Source organism: Tabrizicola sp. T74 (assembly GCF_057219935.1).
On the sequence record NZ_JBXVVT010000004.1, the window covers coordinates 143,877 to 162,348 of the forward strand.

Below are 18,472 nucleotides of genomic sequence, written 5' to 3' on the forward strand. Positions count from 1 at the left end.
GGGGCCGAATTTCCGTTTTCGCCCGAAGGACCGCCCCCACATGGCCTCGCTGAACGATATCCGCTCGACCTTCCTCGACTTCTTCCGCCGCAACGACCACCGGGTGGTGGACTCCTCGCCCCTGGTGCCGAGGAACGACCCGACGCTGATGTTCACGAACTCTGGCATGGTGCAGTTCAAGAACCTCTTCACCGGGGTCGAGACGCGGGACTACAAGCGCGCAACGACCGCGCAGAAATGTGTGCGGGCCGGGGGCAAGCACAACGACCTCGACAATGTGGGTTATACCGCGCGGCACCACACCTTCTTCGAAATGCTGGGGAATTTCAGCTTCGGCGACTATTTCAAGGAACAGGCGATTGCTTTCGCGTGGGAGCTTCTGACCAAGGACTTCGGTCTTGCGAAGGACAAGCTCCTCGTCACCGTCTACCACACCGATGATGAGGCGGCCGGGATCTGGAAGAAGGTTTCGGGCCTCACCGACGACCGGATCATCCGCATCGCATCGGACGACAACTTCTGGCGGATGGGTCCCACCGGCCCCTGCGGCCCCTGCACGGAAATCTTCTACGATCACGGCCCCCACATCTGGGGCGGCCCTCCGGGGTCGGCGGAAGAGGATGGGGACCGGTTCATCGAGATCTGGAACAACGTCTTTATGCAGAACGAACAGTTCGCTGACGGGCGGCTGGTTCCGCTTGAGATGCAGTCGATCGACACCGGCATGGGACTGGAGCGGATCGGGGCTCTCCTCCAGGGCAAGCACGACAACTATGACACCGACCTGATGCGCAGCCTGATCGAGGCCAGCGCGAACGTCACGTCGCAAGACCCTGATGGACCGGGAAAAATCCACCACCGCGTCATCGCCGACCACCTGCGGTCCACGTCCTTCCTGATCGCCGACGGGGTGATGCCCTCGAACGAGGGGCGCGGCTACGTCCTTCGCCGGATCATGCGCCGCGCGATGCGCCACGCCCACATGCTCGGCGCGCAGGACCCGGTGATGCACCGCCTGGTCCCTGCGCTGGTGCGCCAGATGGGCGGCGCCTATCCGGAGCTTTCCCGGGCGCAAGCGCTGATCGAAGAGACGCTGCGGACCGAGGAAACCAAGTTCAAGCAGACCCTCGACCGGGGTCTTCGGCTTCTGGACGACGAGTTGTCGGGCCTCGCGGAAGGCGCCGCTCTCCCTGGCGCGGCGGCGTTCAAACTGTATGACACCTATGGCTTCCCACTCGACCTGACCCAGGACGCGCTGCGCGAGAAGGGGCGTGAGGTGGACGTCCAGGGCTTTGACGCCGCGATGGCCGAGCAGAAGGCCAAGGCCCGTGCGGCCTGGTCCGGCACAGGAGCTGCGGGCGATGCGAAGATCTGGTTCGAGATCGCGGAAGAGCATGGCGTGACCGAGTTCCTCGGCTACGACACCGAGACGGCGGAGGGTGTCGTGACCGCGCTTCTCCGGGACGGCGCTGCTGTGGGACAGGCCGAAGCGGGCCAGACCGTGCAGATCGTCGTCAACCAGACCCCGTTCTACGCCGAATCCGGTGGTCAGGTGGGCGATGTGGGCCTGATCCGCACCCAGACTGGCACCGCCGAAGTGACTGATGTGAAGAAGGCCGCGGGGGTCTTCATCCACATTGCGAATGTCACGGAAGGTACTGTCATCAAAGGACAACCCGCGAAGCTTGAGGTCGCGCACGGCCGCCGCTCGGCAATCCGCGCGAACCATTCGGCGACGCACCTTCTGCACGAGGCACTGCGGCGCACCTTGGGCGACCACGTTGCCCAGCGGGGCAGCCTCAACGCTGCCGACCGCCTGCGCTTCGACTTCAGCCATTCGGCGGCGATCTCCGCGCCGGACCTGCAGACCATTGAGGCCGAGGTCAACACCTTCATCCGCCAGAACTCGCCCGTCGAGACCCGGATCATGACCCCCGACGACGCCCGCGCGATTGGCGCCCAGGCGCTGTTTGGCGAGAAATACGGCGAGGAAGTCCGCGTCGTCTCGATGGGCACGCTGGAGGGCTCGGGAAAGGGCACCGACGGCAAGACCTATTCGCTGGAGCTTTGCGGCGGCACCCATGTTGGCCGCACTGGCGACATCGGTGCGATGGTGCTTCTGTCGGAAAGTGCTTCCAGCGCAGGCGTCCGCCGGATTGAAGCACTGACCGGGCAGGCGGCCCTTGACCACTTGCGTCAGCAGGACGCGCGGCTGAACGACATCGCGGCGATCGTCAAGGCACCGGCTGCGGAACTCGCCGACCGCATCCGTGCGCTGTTTGATGAACGCAAGGCGCTGGCGAACGAGGTCGCGCAGCTGCGCCGCGAGGTGGCGATGGGCGGCAAGGCTGCGGGGACAGAGGCCAAGGAAATCAACGGGGTAAAGTTCGTTGCTCAAGTGCTTTCCGGCGTCTCGGGCAAAGACCTCCCGGCGCTGATCGACGAGATGAAGGCGCGTCTGGGTTCGGGCGCGGTCCTTCTCATCGCCGACACCGGCGCGAAACCCGCTGTTGCGGCTGGCGTCACGGCAGACCTGACCGCGAAGCTTTCGGCCGTCACCTTAGTCAAGGCGGCAGCCGAGGCGATGGGTGGCAAGGGTGGCGGTGGCCGTCCCGACATGGCGCAGGCCGGGGGCGCTGACATTGCTCAGGCCGAGGCAGCGATCAAGGCGGCCGAAGCCGCGATGGGGGCCTGACATGCCGACCGCGCTCTGGATCGCCCACGTCCACGTCACCGACGCCGAGGCCTATGCGAAATACGCCAAGGGCGCGACCGAGGCCATCGCGGCTCACGGCGGCGTCTTCCTGGCGCGCGGCGGCCGCTATGTGCAGCTGGAAGGCAACGACCGGCCACGGAATGTTGTCGCCCGCTTCCCGAGCCTCGAAAAAGCGGTGGAGTGCTACAACTCCCCCGCCTATCAGGCCGCGCTTGCCCATGCGAAGGGCGCCTCTGTCCGCGACCTGATGGTCGTCGAGGAGATCGAGTAGGGTTTTCCTTGATTTGATTGGATTATCTCTCCCGACCGGTTCGATTTCTGCTAGACTTCACCGAAAAGAAGGCGTGAGCAGATGATCCATCGAACGAGGCAAGGCTAGATGTGCCGCTGGGCCGCCTACACCGGCGCGCCGATCTTCCTGGAGGAGATCGTGAGCCGCCCCGGTCACTCCCTCATCCACCAGTCGCACTGTGCTACCCAGTGCCACACGGCGATCAACGCCGACGGGTTCGGCATCGCCTGGTATGGCGCGAAGCCCGAACCTGGCCTTTTCCGCGACGTCCTGCCCGCCTGGTCCGACCCGAACCTGAAAAGCCTGACAGCCCAGGTCCAGTCGCACCTGTTCCTCGCCCATGTCCGCGCCTCCACCGGCACGGCCACCAGCCGCAACAACTGCCACCCGTTCACGCATGGGCGCTGGAGCTTCATGCACAACGGCCAGGTTGGCGGGTACGATGCCTTCCGCCGCGATGCCGACATGATGATTCCGGAAGAACTCTATCCCCACCGCAAGGGTGCGACCGACAGCGAGGCGCTGTTCCTCGTGGCACTCGCCGAGGGCTTGGACACCGACCCACGTGGCGCCTTGGAACGGGCGGCAGCCCGCTTCATCCGTCTTGCCCGCCAAAAAGGCGCGGCTCCTCATCTGCGGATGACTGCCGCGCTCTCTGACGGGCAACGCCTCTATGCCGTCCGCTATGCTACCGACGACGCGGCGCCGTCGCTTTACCACCGCTGGTCGGACAGCCGTCAGGGCAGGGCGGTGGTCTCGGAACCACTGGAAGCCGAGGAGGGCGGCTGGGAGGAAGTCCCGCCCTACAGCTTCTGCACCTTCGACGGCGAAACCGCGATGGTCGAGGATTTCATGCCCTGCCGCTTGGCTGCTGCGGCCTGACAGGATCAGGTCAAGCTTCAGGGGCTTTCCGCGGCTTTCCGTTCCAGCTGGTCCAGAAAAACTCGTTGAATTTCGACCAGCAAGGCATTGGCATCACTACGAAAAGCATTCATGGCAGCCTCGGCGTCCGCACGCACGAAGGGGCGCGCCTTGGCGGCTGCCACCACCTCGGCGCGGGATTGGATCAGGTCGCGCAACAGGGGGCGAAGGCCAGGCATTTCCTCGCGCAAGGCCTGTCGAAGCTCTTGCCGAAGATCATCGGGCAAACGCGTTCCTGCGGCTTCCGGACCCAAAAGCTCGGAGCGGGCGTCACGCAGCCTGGCCCAGGCGCCAAGGGCGACAGCGTTGCCCATCAGGGACAGGATCAGCGCTGATACCAGGGCGATCCGCCCCCAGGACCGGCGCGGCTTGGTGGAAGGCAAGGCCGGTTCGGTCATCTCAGAGCCCCAGTCCAAGCAGTTCGGCAATCGCGGCGACTTCGTCGGGGGCGGCCGGACCCATCGCGTAGCCGACCGCTGCGGCAAGCCCCAGGAGGCCCAGCAAAAGGCCTGCGGCGGGCAGGGGCTGGGCCAGAACCTCGCCCGGCAGAATGCGCCGGCCAGCGGTTGGTTCCGCCAGACGGGTCATGACGGCGCGCGAGAGCGGGGCCGTGTCATCGGCCCTGCCGTTCAGCGCGCGGGCCAGCGCCGCATCGAATGCGTCGTCGTCCTGATGTGTCATGTGATCTCCCCCTTTGTGATGACCCGCAGGCTGGCCCGGGCCCGCACGAGCAGTTGTTCCACCGCACCCGCACTGATCCCCAATGTGGCGGCGATTTCCGTGTTTGTAAGCCCCGCCGCGGCCCGCAGCAGAAGCGCCTTGCGTTGCCGGTCCGGCAGGGTGGCAAGGGCCGCATGTGTCCTGGCCAGAGCCTGACGGGCGGCCAGGTCCCGATCCGCGCCGGGCTGGTCGTCCAGCGGCTCGGGTGCGGCCTCCAGTCCCAGAAAGCGACGAAAGCCCGTGCGCCGGTTGCGGTCAATCGCCAGGCGCAGCGCAATCCGGTAGACCCAGGTGGCGGGGGAGGCAATCGACGGATCATAGCGTGAGGCCGCCGACCAGACCCGCAGGAACGTCTCTTGCGCGATGTCTTCCGCCTCGTGCGGCGATGTCAGGACACCCGCAAGAAAGCGGCGGACGCCGGGCCCGTGGCGTCGGATCAGAACCGTCATGGCCTGTCGGTCCCCACGGGCTAGTGCAGCCATCGTCTGCCGATCTTCGTCCGCCGTCACCCGCTGCCCCGTCCACCTGCCAGCCCAAGCTTTGCCAAACCGCGCCGAAGGGCAAGCCCCGGCGCGGGTCTCCTGGCCGGACGGGGTCAGTCGCCGCGGGTAAAGCTGCGTTCCCGGGTGCGGGTGTTCCCTTCGGGTCCGGTCAGAGTGACACTGGTCGAGACAAAGCCACGCTCGGCGGTCCGCAGCCGGGTCTTCGCGGCGGTCTTTCCTTCGGCCCCTGTGAGCTGCGATTGGGTCGTGCAGACCGCCTGGCCTTCGCCCCGCGTGCAGTCGCGCGAGATGACGGCACTGCCGCCGCGGTCGGTGGTGACGGTGATGTCGGCCATGGCCGGGGTCACCGGCAAGGCCAGAACGGCGAGAATGAGGAAGCTGCGCATGGTGTCATCCTGGTTCGGGGGCCGGGTCGGCCGGTCTCGGTGCGGCGCAGGATCATCCTGCTACCTGGTATCTCATACGCAGGTCCGGGGCATTCCCTACGCGGTGGCACAAAGAAATTCTGGTGCGATCCGGTCGCCCTGCGGGAGGTATGCCATTGCATGCTGATAAAACCATGGAGTCCCACAAGAAATCTGGTTATGCGCGACGGTGAGACGCCCGACTGCGGACCCAAAAGCATGCCGATTTCCGACCATCCCTTGCGCTATGCCACCGTGAACGAGCTGCACGCGCGGCCGTTCCCTTCGCTGGAAGTGCCGTCGACGGCGGTCTATGTGGCGATCAAGGAACCCGTGCAGGCGCAGAACCGCGACCGTGGGCAGGACCTCGCGCATCTTCTGGCGCTGCTCGACCGCCATGGCAGCGCGCATCCGCAGCCTGGAGCGACGCATTTCCAGGGGCCGATCGGGCGGGCCGAGCTGAAGTGGGAAAGCCACACCGAGTTCGTGACCTACACGGCCTTCACCAAGGGCACCTCCGCCCGGCCCTTCGACCCGGCAGAGGCCGAGGTCCTGCCAGAGGATTGGCTGGCGGCTGCGCCGGGCAAGCGGTTGACCTCGGTCCTGATCCGGGTCGAGCCGATGCCTCCCTCGGACGATGACCTCCTGCAGAAGGTGGACGAGTGGTTCGTGCCGGAAAGCCTGGCAGTCAGCCGGGTGGTTGACGGGGCGGCGGTCGTGGCGGGCGACTTCCGGATCGATCCCGGCGGGCACATGCGCTTTGCGGTCTTCGTGGCACCGGGGACGGGCCCCCGCCGGGTCGGGCGGATCGTGCAGCGGCTGTGCGAGATCGAGACCTACCGGGCGATGTCGATGCTGGGCCTCATGCGGTCGCGCGACCTGTCGGGGCGGCTGAATGCGCTGGACCCGAAGCTGTCGGCGCTGGTCTCAGGTCTGGACAACCCCGAGCCCGCGCCAGAGGTGGCGCTGCACAATCTGCTGACCATCTCGGCGGAACTGGAAAGCCTTGCGGTTCAGTTTTCCTTCCGCTTCGGCGCGACGGCGGCCTATGAGGCCATCGTCAACCAGCGGATCGAGGTGATGCGCGAGACGCGGATCGAGGGGCGGCAGACCTTCGCCGAGTTCATGATGCGCCGCTATGATCCGGCGATGCGGACGGTGAAGTCCTCGGAAAGCCGGTTGAAGGCGATGGCGGAACGGGCGGAGCGGGCGGCTGAGTTGTTGCGGACCCGGGTGGACGTGGAGCGGTCGGCGCAGAACCAGAAGCTTCTTGAAAGCATGGACCAGCGGGCGGACCTGCAGTTGCGGTTGCAGCGCACGGTCGAAGGCCTGTCAACCGTGGCGATCAGCTATTACGCGGTGAACCTGGCCGCCTACTTCCTTGAGCCCGCAGCGCACGCCCTGCACATCAGCCATGGCGTCCTTCTTGCCGGTCTGGTGCCAGTCGTGGTGCTGGCGGTCTGGCTGATGGTCCGCCGCATCCGGAAGACGCTGCACTGAGGAACGGCTCCTCGTTCGCCTTCGGCTTCTCGTCACGAGCGAGGAGCGCCGAAGGCGAACAACGAGCGCTTCATCTGCCGCGGATTCGGGGGTCGAGCGCGTCGCGCAACCCGTCACCGATGTAGTTCACCGACAGCACGGTCAACGAGATCGCGAGACCCGGCCAGATCACCCGTTCCGGGTAGACCTGCATGTACTGCAGCCCATCGTACAGCAGGCGGCCCCAGGTCGGGAAATCCGGCGGGAAGCCCAGGCCCAGGAAGGACAGGACGGATTCGGTGATGATTGCCTCGGCCACGCCCAGGGTCGCTGCCACCATCACCGGCGAGACGACGTTCGGCAGGATATGGCGCAGGATGATCCGCCGGGGCCGTGCGCCGATGGAGCGGGCGGCAAGCACGTATTCGCGTTCCTTCAGCGTCAGCACTTCGCCCCGGACGATGCGGGCCGTGGCCATCCAGGACGTGATGCCGATGGCGAAGACAATCAGGGTGAAGGCGCCAAGCTCGGGCCCCAGGATGCCCGCCACCTTGTCGCGGAACAGCATCACCATGACCAAGAGAAGCGGGATCAGCGGCAGGGCCAGGAACATGTCGGTCAGCCGCATCAGCGGGCCGTCCAGTCGTTTGAAATAGCCGGCCAGAATGCCGATGAAGGTGCCGAAGACAATGGCGATGACCATCGCGACCATGCCCACGGCCAAGGACACCTTGCCTGCCTGGATCATCCGCAACAAGAGGTCGCGGCCCAGCTGGTCGGTACCGAACGGCGCGCTGAGGGAGGGTCCCTGGTTCTTCATCTTGATCGTGTCCGAAAGCCGCTGCGGCGGATCCCAGACCAGCTGGCCGAAGACCACGAAGACGACCAGAAGCCCCAGGACGATCAGACCGAACAGCGCGCCCTTGTGCGTGCGGAACTGCTGCCAGATGTCGCGCAACTGGCTGGCCGGTTTCGGCGGAGTGGTGCTTGCCTCAGTCATAGCGGATCCGGGGGTCAAGAAGGCCATAAAGGATATCGGCGATCAGGTTGAACAGGACGATCAGCACGGCAAAGATGAAGGCCAGCGTCTGGACCATCGGCAGGTCACTGGCCTGGATCGCGCCGATCAGCGCCGCGCCGATGCCGTTCACGCCGAAGAGGTTCTCGGTGATGATGGCGCCACCGAAGATCGACGGGATGCCAAGCGCGATGACGGTGACCACCGGAATAAGCGAGTTCCGCAGCACGTGTTTCAGGACGACGGTCCGTTCCGTCATCCCCTTGGCGCGGGCGGTGCGGACATAGTCCATCGTCATGTTGTCCAGCATGGAAGACCGCATGTAGCGGCTGATTGCGGCCGCGTTGGCAAGGCCAAGCGTCATGACGGGCAGGGCCATCTGGCGCAGCTGCTCCAGGAAGCTTGCCCAATCCGTCACCTCAAGCGTGGTGTCGTACTTGGTCGGAAACCAGCCCAGCCAGACGGCGAAGATGATGATGAAGAGCGTTCCGGAGAAGAACGTCGGAACCGAAAAGCCGATCATCGCGAACATCGTGCCGGCCTGGTCGAACAGGGAATACTGGCGGTAGGCCGAGTAGATCCCGATGGGCAGCGCGATCAGGATGCCGACCAGATAGGCCGTGCCGATCACGATCAGGGTCTGGGGCAGGCGTTCGCCGATGATGCTGAAGACGGGGCTGCGCGACTGCCAGGACAGGATGCGCTGTTCGCCTTCCACGAAGGTGGTGCCGAACCAGTAGTCGAACTGGGTCATCGGCTCGATCCAGAAGAACTGTTTCAGCCAAAGCAGATAGCGGACGAAAACTGGCTGATCGGCGCCAAGCGCCTCCATCATCTTCTGCTTCACTTCCGGCGGGACCGTCAGCGGAATCTGCGACATCGGCGACCCCGGGGCGAGGTCGACCAGCAGAAAGATCACAAGCGAGATGATAAGCAGCGTCGGGATGGCCAGCAGTAACCTGCGAAGCGTGAAGATGAGCATGCGCGGCGCGCCCTGGATCAGAGAGACGAAGGGCTGCGGGGCCGGATGTCCGGCCCCGCAGCAGGCTTCATTACTTGATGCGGAACCAGTCCGCGGTGTTCCAGGTTTCCATGTCCCAGGCGTTGATCTGGACGCCGCCCAGCGTGTTGGAATGCGCCGAGAGCGTACCGCGGTGCACCAGCGGGACAACGACCATGCTGTCCTTGGTGACCATGTCGTTCAGCTTCTTGGCGATCTCCTGCCGCTTGGCGAGGTCCGTCGTCTGGCTCAGTTCGGTATGCAGCGCATCATATTCGGGCGTGCAGAAGCGGTTGATATTCTCGCCCTGCCACTGGGTTTCCGGGCTTGGGATCTTGGCGCAGAGGTACTGGGCCAGATAGCTTTCCGGGTCAGGCTGTTCCGAGTTGTTGGCGTACATCTCGACGTCGGCGTAGAACTTCTGGAACGTGTCGGGCGAGCCCGGGTCACCCCCGAAGAAGACGCCCGGGTCGATCGACTTCAGCTCGGTTTCAACGCCGATTTCAGCCCACCAATCCTTGACCAGCGCCTGGAAGTCCTGGCGGATCGGGTTGACGGTGGTCTGGTACAGAAGCTTCAGCTTCTTGCCATCCTTGTCGCGCACGCCGTCGCCGTCGGTGTCGGTCCAGCCCGCCTCTTCCAGAAGCGCCTTGGCGCCTTCCAGGTCCTGCGTCAGGCAGTCGGTGTTGTCCGAAGCCCAGCCTTCCGGCCCGGGGATGACGTTGCAGGTCGGCTTGCCGCCGGCACCATAGCCGACTTCCACCAGGATCGAGCGGTCGATCGCCATGGACAGTGCGGTCCGCACCTTGATGTCCGACAGGATCGGATGCGCATGCTTGACGGTGGAGCGTTCGCCTTCCGGCAGGTCGGCCGAGGGATCGGTCATGTTCATCTCGATCCGTTCGACCAGCGTGCCGAAGGCGACGACGAACTGGCCCTTGCCGGCAGCGCTCATCGCGGCCTGGCTGTCCGGCGGGATCTGGGTGTTCCAGGCATAGTCGAATTCGCCGGTTTCCATCACGGCGCGGGCCGAGCTTTCGGCATCGCCGCCGCCCTTGATCATGGCGGTCGCAAAGGCCGGCTTTGCCGGGTCACGGTAGTTCGGGTTGGCTTCCATCGACACAGTGTCGTTCACCGTGAAGCCCACGACCTTGAACGGGCCGGTGCCGATCGGCATGTTGTTCGCGTCCGTGCAAGTGGGCGCAGCAGCACCGATGCAGGCCTCGAACTGCGCCTTCTGCAGGATCGGCGACAGGCCGCTGACGAAGGCGGTGTAGGGGTTCGGCTTCGGGGCGTCGAACGTTACCTTGATCGTCGAGGCATCGACCGCCTCGACCGCCTTCACGCCGTCATACTTCGTCGCTTGGCTGCAGCCGCCTTCCGGGTGGGTGCAGTACTGCCAGGTGAAGACCGCGTCGTCGGCGGTCACCGGCGAGCCGTCGGACCACAGGAGGCCCGGCTGCAGCTTCCAGGTAATCGAGGTCATGTCGGCCGACACGCCGCCATTCTCCAGCGTCGGGATCTCGGCGGCCAGACGCGGAACCAGAACACCGTTCGGGTCGACCACGGCCAGCGGCTCGACCACCATCGCGGCGGCGAGGATGTCCTTGGTGCCGCCCGAGAGATAGGGGTTCACGATCGATACGGCCTGCGGGAAGGTGAGCTTCAGCTCACCATCGGCGCCACGTTCGGCAAAGGCGGCGGGGGCAAGCCCCAGCACGGCCACTGCGCCCATCAGGGCGGCTCTGAGTTTCATCGGTTCTCTCCTTGTTGGTTGCGCTCGTCAGCCTCGGTCCCGCCGGTTGATCCGGCGGTCGTTGTATAAAGATGGCAGGCGACCATCCGGCCCGGTTCCACTTCGGCCAGGTCGGGTTTCACACTGCGGCAGATGTCCATCACCTTTGGGCAGCGCGTGCAGAAGTTGCAGCCCTTGGGCGGATTGGCGGGTGAGGGCACGTCGCCCTTCAGGATGATGCGGTTGCGGCGGGCGGCAAGCTCGGGGTCGGGCTCGTTCACCGCGGACAGAAGCGCCTCGGCATAAGGATGCAGCGGGCGGACATAGAGGTCCTTCGAAGGGGACAATTCGGCGATCCGGCCCAGGTACATCACCGCGACCCGCTGTGCGAGATGGCGCACCATCGACAGGTCATGGCTGATGAACAGATAGGTCAGTCCCAGCTTTTCCTGCAGGTCCTCCAGCAGGTTCACCACTTGCGCCTGGATCGACACGTCAAGCGCTGCGATGGGTTCGTCGCAGACGATGAATTGGGGCTTCAGCGCCAGCGCGCGGGCAATCCCGATGCGTTGCCGCTGGCCACCCGAAAACTCGTGCGGGAAACGGTTCACGAAGCGGCGGTTCAGGCCGACCTGGTCCATCAGCTCGTAGACCCGCTCCAGCTTCTGGTCGCGGGACCAGTTGGTGTGTTCGTCTAGGGGCTCGCTGACGATGTCGGCCAGCGTCATGCGCGGGTTCAGGCTGGCCTGCGGGTCCTGGAACACCATCTGCATCGTCGGGCGCTTCTTCCGCAGCGACTCGGGCGCCATGCGGGCGACATCTTCACCCGCAATCAGCACGCGACCCGCCGTCGGCTCGTAAAGCCGCAACATCGCCCGCCCGACCGTGGACTTGCCGCAACCGGATTCGCCCACCAGCCCCATCGTCTGTCCCGACATGATCTGGAAGGACACCCCATCCACTGCCTTCACGTCGCCCGTGTGCCTGCGGAACAGGCCGGTATAGATCGGGAAGTGCATCTTCAGGTCTTCGACCTGAACCAGCGGCGCGGGGGCGGCGTCAAGCATGAGCGACCTCCGCTGCGGCAGGCGCCTGCCAGTGGCAGGCGACGTCATGCCCATGGCCAAGCGCCTTGCCATCGATGGCCCGGCGGGCCGGGTTGACCGCGTCACAGGTGTCGTGGCGGTACTCGCACCGGGCCCGGAACGGGCAGGCGGTCAGGGGAGCGGTCAGGATCGGCGGCTGGCCCTCGATCACCTTCAGGCGCGACTCGCGTTCGCCGGTGATCCGCGGAATCGTCTTCAGAAGCGCCCGGGTATAAGGATGCTGCGGGTGTGCGAACAGCTCGCGCACCGGGGCCTGTTCGACGATCTGGCCGCCGTACATCACCATGACCCGGTCGGCGATTCCCGCAATGACACCAAGATCATGCGTAATCCAGATGATCGCCATGCCCAGCTTCTGACGCAGCTCTTTCACAAGCTCCAGGATCTGCGCCTGGATTGTCACGTCCAGAGCCGTCGTCGGTTCATCGGCGATCAGCACATCCGGGTCGCAGGCCAGCGCTATGGCGATCATCACGCGCTGGCGCATCCCGCCGGAAAACTGGTGCGGGTACTGGTAGAGGCGCCGCCGTGCATCGGGAATGCCCACCAGCTCCAGAAGTTCGATCGCCCGCGCCTCGGCCTGGGCTTTCGACATCTTCATGTGCTCGATCAGCGGCTCCATGATCTGGTTGCCCAGCGTGAACACCGGATTCAGGCTGGTCATCGGGTCCTGGAAGACAAAGCCGACCTTCGCGCCCCGGATCGTGCGCAACTCATCATCGCTCGTCGCGATCAGATCACGCCCGTTCAGCAGTGCCTGACCCGACCGGATTTCCGCCGGTGGCATCGGCAACAGCCGCAAAAGCGACATCATCGTCACCGACTTGCCCGAGCCGCTTTCCCCCACTACGCCCAGAAGCTCGCCACGCCGCAGGTGGAAGCTGACGTTGTTCACAGCGTGAATCTCGCCGCCACGGGTGCGGAAAACGGTCTTTAGGTCCCTGACTTCAAGGACAGAAGCGGCCGGTTCGGCCATTCAGTACTCCCCGCGACGTTCTTAAGTCTTGTTTTTATTGGCCGAATTGCCGGCCGTGCAGCTTGTGGTTGCTACGTTGATGCCAACTGTTTCCGATTCTTGGTCTTCTATCAATCCTGATTTGGCGCGCGATTCCACAGTGTTCATCGGGCAGAATGACCGAACCTTGCGTCACTTTGCCAGATATTGACTTGGCCCGGGCCCAGGGACAGGCTGGCTACCAAATGTAGTCCTGGCAAGGGAAATCGCGATGACAGTGCTGACGCCACGTCAGATTCTGGATCACCTGGTCAAATTTCCGACTGTCAGCAGCGAATCGAACCTTGCGCTGGTGGATTGGCTGGAAGCCTACCTCACCAGCCACGGCCTCCGCTGTGAGAGGTATTGGAACGAGGACCGGCAGAAGGCGGCCCTGATGGCGCACGCCGGTCCCCAGGTTGAAGGCGCTGTTGTCCTGTCGGGTCACTCCGACGTAGTGCCGGTTACCGGTCAGACCTGGACCTCCGACCCCTGGACGGTGGTGGAACGCAATGGGCGACTGTACGGGCGCGGGACCTGTGACATGAAGGGCTACGTCGCCCTTGCGGTCTGGGCGGTGGTCGAGGCGCAGCGGCGGGGTGTGTCGCGCCCGCTGCAACTGGCCTTGTCCTATGATGAAGAGGTCGGCTGCACCGGGGCGCCACCGATGATCGAAGCCCTTCGCCAAGTCTTTCCGCTTGGCTCTGCTGCCCTGATCGGCGAGCCGTCCCGCATGAAGGTGATTACCGGCCACAAGGGTGGCACAGGCTATTCCGTGCATGTGAAAGGATACGAGGTGCATTCCTCGCTTCTGCCCGAAGGCGTCTCGGCGATCATGGAGGGCGCGCGGCTGATCCAGTGGGTCAATGACCGCAATGACGAGATCCAGGCGCGGCCGCGCGGTGCGATCGGGTCGCGGTTCCATCCGCCGTTCACGACCTTGCATGTCGGGCGCATCCAGGGTGGCACGGCGGACAACATCACGGCGGCGGACTGCCGGTTCTCGGTCGAGATGCGTTGCGTTCCGGACGATGACATCAATGCCCACGCTGCCGCGTTCCGCGAGGCCGCAATGGCGCTGGACCGGGCACTGAAGGCGCGGCGACCCGAGGCGGGGGTACGGCTGTCCCGGTTCTTCGATGTATCTCCCCTTCGACCCGAGACGGACGGCGAGGCAGAAGCCCTGGCACGCGCGCTGACCGGCGAGAACGCAACAGGCGTCGTCTCCTACGGCACCGAGGCGGGGCAGTTCCAGGATGCCGGCTATTCCGCGGTGGTCTGCGGGCCCGGCGACATCGCGCAGGCGCACCAGCCGGACGAATACCTTGAGGTCAGCGAGTTCGAAGCCGGGCAAAGGTTCATGGAGCGGCTTCTGGAGCGTTGCGCATGAGCTTTCCGATCTCCGAAGCCTCGCCCGTTCGGTTTACGGGGCCGCTGCCGTCGCGCGCGGATGTGGTCGTGGTCGGCGGCGGGGTCATCGGGGTGATGACGGCCTGGTTTCTGCGAGAGCGGGGGCTGTCGGTCGTCGTCTGCGAAAAGGGTCGGATCGCCGGCGAGCAGTCAGGCCGCAACTGGGGCTGGGTGCGCCAGCAGGGCAGGGACCCTGCCGAGTTGCCGATCATGGTGGAAAGCCTGTCGATCTGGAAGCGGCTGGCCGCCGAGATGGGCGACGGGCTGGGGTTCCGGCAGACCGGGGTCCTCTATCTGGCGAAGACCGAGCGGGAAATCGCAGGGTTCGAGGCCTGGACTGAACATTCCCGCGCGCACCAGCTGGACACGCGGCTGCTGACGGCCGCCGAGACGATGGCGATGCTGAAAGGCGCGGTGGCGCCTTGGAAGGGGGCGCTCTTCACCGCCTCGGATGCGCGGGCCGAGCCTTGGGTGGCAGTCCCGGCGTTGGCGGCGGTGGCCGAGGAGAAGGGCGTGGTGATCCGCGAGGCCTGCGCGGTGCGGGGGCTGGACCTCGCGGCAGGTCGCGTTGCCGGGGTGGTGACGGAGGCGGGCCGGATCGCCTGCGACCATGTGGTCGTCGCTGCTGGGGCCTGGTCGCGGCTGTTCCTGGGCGCGCACGGGATCAGCATCCCGCAGCTCTCGGTCTTGGCCTCCGTGGCGGCGACCGAGCCGATGCCGGAGATCTTTGCCGGGAATGCTGCGGACGATGACTTCGCCTTCCGGCGTCGGGCGGACGGGGGCTATTCGATTGCCCCCGGCGCGCGGCATGACTTCTTCATCGGCAAGGACGCCTTTCGCAGCTTTGGCGTCTATCTGCCTGTCCTGAAAAAGGATTTCCGGTCGACGAACTTCCGGCTGGCGGCCCCGAAGGGCTTCCCGGACGCCTGGAGCACGCCGCGCCGCTGGTCGATGGACGCCCCCAGTCCCTTTGAACGTCAGCGCATCCTGAACCCCGCACCGAACATGCAGACTCTGGGCGAAGTGCAGGACAGCTTTGCCAAGGCCTTCCCATCGCTCGGTCGCCCGAAGCTTAAGGCTGCCTGGGCCGGGATGATCGACAGCCTGCCGGACGTGGTGCCAATCGTCGATCATGCCGGAGTCCCCGGCTTGACCATCGCCACCGGGATGAGCGGGCATGGCTTCGGCATTGGTCCCGGAATGGGCCGTGTGGTGGCGGACCTGGTGATGGGGCGGCCTGTCGGGCACGACCTCAGCCGCTTCCGCCTGTCGCGGTTCAACGACGGCAGCAAGATCGAGCCGGGGCCGAGCCTTTAGGCGACGCTCGCCGGATAGCCCGCGGCGTCAAGCGCCTTCAGAAGTTCGGCAGCGGGGGCAGGGCCCGTAACCTCAACCTTGCGAGAGCCGAGGTCGACCTTGATCTCGCCCGCCTGCGGCACTGCGCCAAGGGCGGATTCGACCGTGGCCTTGCAGTGGCCGCAGCTCATGTCAGGGACGGAAAGTGTGGTCATGGATGCATCCTCTCTGCTCCTGATTGGGTCCCAGCTTCCAGCCCGCGTCAAGGTCTTCTATCGTAACTGCGGCATCCCAGCCGAATTGCCATGTTTTTCGCCGAATCGGCTTTCCAAACCGCTTTAAATCACTTAGATGGACTTAATGTTTGCGGTAACAGAGCCTTTCTGACCCGCCGCCCCGAAAGCCCGCTTGACCGCCGCCCACGGGCGCTTAGGCTTTCCCAGGAGAAGACCTTGCTGGACAAAACCGTGACCGACCTGAGCGTGACCCCGAACCTGCTGCAAGCCGACATCCTGCGCCATCTGACCTTCACGGTCGGCAAGGACGCCCCGCATGCGTCCGTGCATGACTGGCGGATGGCCCTGTCCCATGCGATCCGCGACCGGATTGTCGAGCCCTGGTTCGCGTCCACCAAGCGGACCTGGGCCGAGGACAAGAAGCGGGTCTACTACCTGTCGATGGAATTCCTGATCGGCCGCATTCTTGAGGACGCGACGATCAACCTCGGCCTCGACGAGGCGGCGCAAGAGGCGATGGCGGCGTTTGGCGTCGACCTGCGCTCGGTGATCGACGACGAACCTGACGCCGCGCTGGGGAATGGCGGTCTGGGGCGCCTTGCGGCCTGTTTCATGGAATCAATGGCGACGCTGGGCTGCCCGGCCTACGGCTATGGCATCCGTTACGAACACGGTCTCTTCCGCCAGCACTTCGACCACGGCCGCCAGATCGAGACGCCCGAGAACTGGCTGGCTCAGGCGCACCCCTGGGAATTCGCCCGGCCCGAAAGCAACTATACGGTGGGCTTCAAGGGCCATGTCGAAAGCCGGGACGGCAAGGACATCTGGTATCCGCAGGAAACGGTGACGGCCGAGGCGTTTGATACTCCAGTCATCGGCTGGCAGGGGAAATGGGCCAACACGCTACGGCTTTGGGGCGCGAAGGGAACGACGAACTTCGACCTCGAACGGTTCAATCGGGGCGACTACACCGCGGCGGCGGAACCGGAAACGCTGGCGCGCACTCTTTCTCGCGTCCTCTATCCCGACGACACCACTTACCAGGGCAAGGAGCTGCGGCTGAAGCAGGAGTTCTTCCTGACCTCTGCCGCGCTGCAGGATATCCTGCGGCGGTATCTGTCGAACCATTCCGACCTTCGTGCGCTTCCGCGGCATGTGGCGATCCAGATGAACGACACCCACCCGGCGATTGCAGGGCCCGAGCTGATCCGGCTTCTGTCCGACGACCATGGGCTGCCCTTCGACGAGGCGCTGACCATCGCGCGGGCCTGCCTGGGGTATACAAACCACACGCTTCTGCCGGAAGCCCTTGAAAAATGGGCAACTTTCACCTTCGGCAACGTGCTGCCGCGGCATATGCAGATTGTCGAGCGGATCGACAGCTGGCACCGCCGCGCCTATCCGAACCGGCCGCATTACGTGGGGATCGTGAAGCACCAGGAAGTGCGGATGGGCGAGCTTGCCTTCATCATGAGCCACAAGGTCAATGGTGTCTCGGCGTTGCATTCGGACCTGGTGAAGCAAAACCTCTTCCCGGAACTGAACGGGCTGCATCCCGGCCGGATCATCAACCAGACCAACGGGGTCACACCCCGGCGCTGGCTGCGAATGGCCAATAGGCCGCTGTCAAAGCTGATCACCGACAGCATCGGCGCGGGTTGGGAGGCTGACCTCGACCGGCTGCGCGAGCTGGAGCCACATGTCGCTGATGCAGGCTTCCGCGACCGATTTGCGGCGGCCAAGCGCAAGAACAAGGTGGCGCTGTCGAACTGGATCGGGCGCGAGATGGGGGTGCAGGTCTCGCCCGACGCGGTCTTCGACGTGCAGATCAAGCGCATCCACGAATACAAGCGCCAGCTGCTGAACATTCTTGAGACGATCTCGCACTGGCATCAAATCCGGTCGAACCCCAAGGCGGGATGGGTGCCTCGGGTGAAGATCTTCGGCGGCAAGGCCGCACCGGGCTATGCTGTGGCGAAGGAAATAATCCGCCTTATCAACGACGTGGCGGACGTTGTTAACAACGACCCGGTCACGGGTGACCTGCTGAAGATCATCTATCCGGCGAACTACAACGTGACGATGGCCGAACGGGTAATCCCGGCCGCGGACCTGTCGGAACAGATTTCGACTGCTGGGAAAGAGGCCTCGGGCACCGGCAACATGAAATTCATGATGAACGGCGCGCCGACCATCGGGACTTTGGACGGGGCGAACGTCGAGATCCTGCAGGAAGTGGGGGCAGAGAACTTCTTCTTGTTTGGTCTCACGGCGGCCGAGGTGCAGAAGCGGCGGGAAGACCCGGAACATGCCAAGAAGGCGATCGAGGCGAGCCAGCCGCTGATGGATGTGCTGCAGATGATCGCCGAGGGCCGCTTCTCGCCGGATGAGCCGGGGCGATATCATGGCCTTGTCCACGGCATGTGGCACTCGGACTATTTCCTCGTCGCCTCGGACTTCGACGCCTACCGTGCGGCGCAGGCAGAGGTCGACAAGGCCTATGCCGACCCGGCGCGCTGGTGGAAGATGGCGGCGATGAACACGGCGCGGAGCGGGTTCTTCTCGTCCGACCGGACGATCCGCAGCTACATGAGCGACATCTGGCAGGCGACATCTGCGCTTTAAGCGCTCCGGCAGGCTTT

17 protein-coding genes are annotated in these 18,472 nt (G+C 64.9%); 7 read left to right on the top strand and 10 right to left on the bottom strand.

Annotated features, from left to right (window positions below; translation table 11 throughout):
* The first annotated feature begins 40 nt into the window (after window positions 1–40).
* The 3 genes from alaS (at window position 41) to AC2EAL_RS12790 (ending at window position 3,890) form a co-directional block, all read left to right on the top strand.
* Window positions 41–2,695: an alanine--tRNA ligase gene (gene alaS / locus AC2EAL_RS12780; protein ID WP_484724605.1), complete on the top strand. Its 2,655-nt coding sequence runs from the start codon at window positions 41–43 to the stop codon at window positions 2,693–2,695.
* A 1-nt stretch (window position 2,696) separates the two neighbouring features.
* Entirely contained in the window at window positions 2,697–2,987 is a 291-nt protein-coding gene (locus tag AC2EAL_RS12785; protein WP_484724606.1) for a DUF1330 domain-containing protein, read from the top strand.
* A 108-nt stretch (window positions 2,988–3,095) separates the two neighbouring features.
* Window positions 3,096–3,890, top strand: a complete 795-nt coding sequence (locus AC2EAL_RS12790; RefSeq protein ID WP_484724607.1) for a class II glutamine amidotransferase — start codon at window positions 3,096–3,098, stop codon at window positions 3,888–3,890.
* A gap of 17 nt (window positions 3,891–3,907) precedes the next feature.
* Here the strand turns inward: AC2EAL_RS12790 and AC2EAL_RS12795 are convergent, their stop codons facing one another.
* The 4 genes from AC2EAL_RS12795 to AC2EAL_RS12810 all read right to left on the bottom strand — a co-directional run bounded on the left by AC2EAL_RS12795 (window position 3,908) and on the right by AC2EAL_RS12810 (window position 5,538).
* The gene (locus tag AC2EAL_RS12795) at window positions 3,908–4,327 is read right to left on the bottom strand and encodes a periplasmic heavy metal sensor (protein WP_484724608.1); all 420 of its coding nucleotides are present in this window, start codon (window positions 4,325–4,327) and stop codon (window positions 3,908–3,910) included.
* Between the two features lies 1 nt (window position 4,328).
* Window positions 4,329–4,610 (bottom strand): hypothetical protein, encoded by a 282-nt coding sequence (locus AC2EAL_RS12800; protein WP_484724609.1) that lies wholly within the window; start codon window positions 4,608–4,610, stop codon window positions 4,329–4,331.
* Window positions 4,607–5,098: a sigma-70 family RNA polymerase sigma factor gene (locus tag AC2EAL_RS12805; protein WP_484724610.1), complete on the bottom strand. Its 492-nt coding sequence runs from the start codon at window positions 5,096–5,098 to the stop codon at window positions 4,607–4,609. Before AC2EAL_RS12805 ends, AC2EAL_RS12800 begins: the two co-directional genes overlap by 4 nt.
* A gap of 146 nt (window positions 5,099–5,244) precedes the next feature.
* Window positions 5,245–5,538, bottom strand: coding sequence for a hypothetical protein (locus AC2EAL_RS12810; protein WP_484724611.1), 294 nt, complete (start codon window positions 5,536–5,538; stop codon window positions 5,245–5,247).
* Between the two features lie 237 nt (window positions 5,539–5,775).
* On the opposite strand from AC2EAL_RS12810, the gene AC2EAL_RS12815 reads away from it, so the two are divergent.
* A complete protein-coding gene (locus tag AC2EAL_RS12815; RefSeq protein WP_484724612.1) occupies window positions 5,776–7,056 on the top strand; it encodes a DUF3422 family protein in 1,281 nt (426 codons plus the stop codon).
* Window positions 7,057–7,126: 70 nt separating this feature from the next.
* On the opposite strand, the gene AC2EAL_RS12820 is transcribed toward AC2EAL_RS12815, so the two are convergent.
* The 5 genes from AC2EAL_RS12820 to AC2EAL_RS12840 all read right to left on the bottom strand — a co-directional run bounded on the left by AC2EAL_RS12820 (window position 7,127) and on the right by AC2EAL_RS12840 (window position 12,870).
* Window positions 7,127–8,035: an ABC transporter permease gene (locus tag AC2EAL_RS12820; protein WP_484724613.1), complete on the bottom strand. Its 909-nt coding sequence runs from the start codon at window positions 8,033–8,035 to the stop codon at window positions 7,127–7,129.
* Window positions 8,028–9,035: an ABC transporter permease gene (locus AC2EAL_RS12825; RefSeq protein WP_484724614.1), complete on the bottom strand. Its 1,008-nt coding sequence runs from the start codon at window positions 9,033–9,035 to the stop codon at window positions 8,028–8,030. The genes AC2EAL_RS12820 and AC2EAL_RS12825 overlap by 8 nt, the downstream gene beginning before the upstream one ends.
* Before the next feature lie 70 nt (window positions 9,036–9,105).
* Window positions 9,106–10,809, bottom strand: coding sequence for a peptide ABC transporter substrate-binding protein (locus AC2EAL_RS12830; RefSeq protein ID WP_484724615.1), 1,704 nt, complete (start codon window positions 10,807–10,809; stop codon window positions 9,106–9,108).
* Window positions 10,806–11,855 (bottom strand): ABC transporter ATP-binding protein, encoded by a 1,050-nt coding sequence (locus tag AC2EAL_RS12835; protein WP_484724616.1) that lies wholly within the window; start codon window positions 11,853–11,855, stop codon window positions 10,806–10,808. The genes AC2EAL_RS12830 and AC2EAL_RS12835 overlap by 4 nt, the downstream gene beginning before the upstream one ends.
* On the bottom strand, window positions 11,848–12,870 hold the full coding sequence (locus AC2EAL_RS12840; protein WP_484724617.1) for an ABC transporter ATP-binding protein: 1,023 nt from the start codon (window positions 12,868–12,870) through the stop codon (window positions 11,848–11,850). The genes AC2EAL_RS12835 and AC2EAL_RS12840 overlap by 8 nt, the downstream gene beginning before the upstream one ends.
* Before the next feature lie 250 nt (window positions 12,871–13,120).
* On the opposite strand from AC2EAL_RS12840, the gene argE reads away from it, so the two are divergent.
* Together argE and AC2EAL_RS12850 are read left to right on the top strand one after the other, a co-directional pair.
* On the top strand, window positions 13,121–14,278 hold the full coding sequence (gene argE, locus AC2EAL_RS12845; protein ID WP_484724618.1) for an acetylornithine deacetylase: 1,158 nt from the start codon (window positions 13,121–13,123) through the stop codon (window positions 14,276–14,278).
* Window positions 14,275–15,615 carry an NAD(P)/FAD-dependent oxidoreductase gene (locus AC2EAL_RS12850; protein ID WP_484724619.1) on the top strand — a complete coding sequence of 447 codons (1,341 nt, stop codon included), beginning with the start codon at window positions 14,275–14,277 and terminating at the stop codon, window positions 15,613–15,615. Before argE ends, AC2EAL_RS12850 begins: the two co-directional genes overlap by 4 nt.
* Here AC2EAL_RS12850 and AC2EAL_RS12855 read toward each other — a convergent pair.
* Window positions 15,612–15,809, bottom strand: coding sequence for a heavy-metal-associated domain-containing protein (locus AC2EAL_RS12855; RefSeq protein ID WP_484724620.1), 198 nt, complete (start codon window positions 15,807–15,809; stop codon window positions 15,612–15,614). The genes AC2EAL_RS12850 and AC2EAL_RS12855 overlap by 4 nt on opposite strands.
* A gap of 237 nt (window positions 15,810–16,046) precedes the next feature.
* Here AC2EAL_RS12855 and AC2EAL_RS12860 point away from each other — a divergent pair, with 237 nt between their 5' ends.
* Window positions 16,047–18,455 (top strand): glycogen/starch/alpha-glucan phosphorylase, encoded by a 2,409-nt coding sequence (locus tag AC2EAL_RS12860; RefSeq protein ID WP_484724621.1) that lies wholly within the window; start codon window positions 16,047–16,049, stop codon window positions 18,453–18,455.
* Window positions 18,456–18,472: the final 17 nt, after the last annotated feature.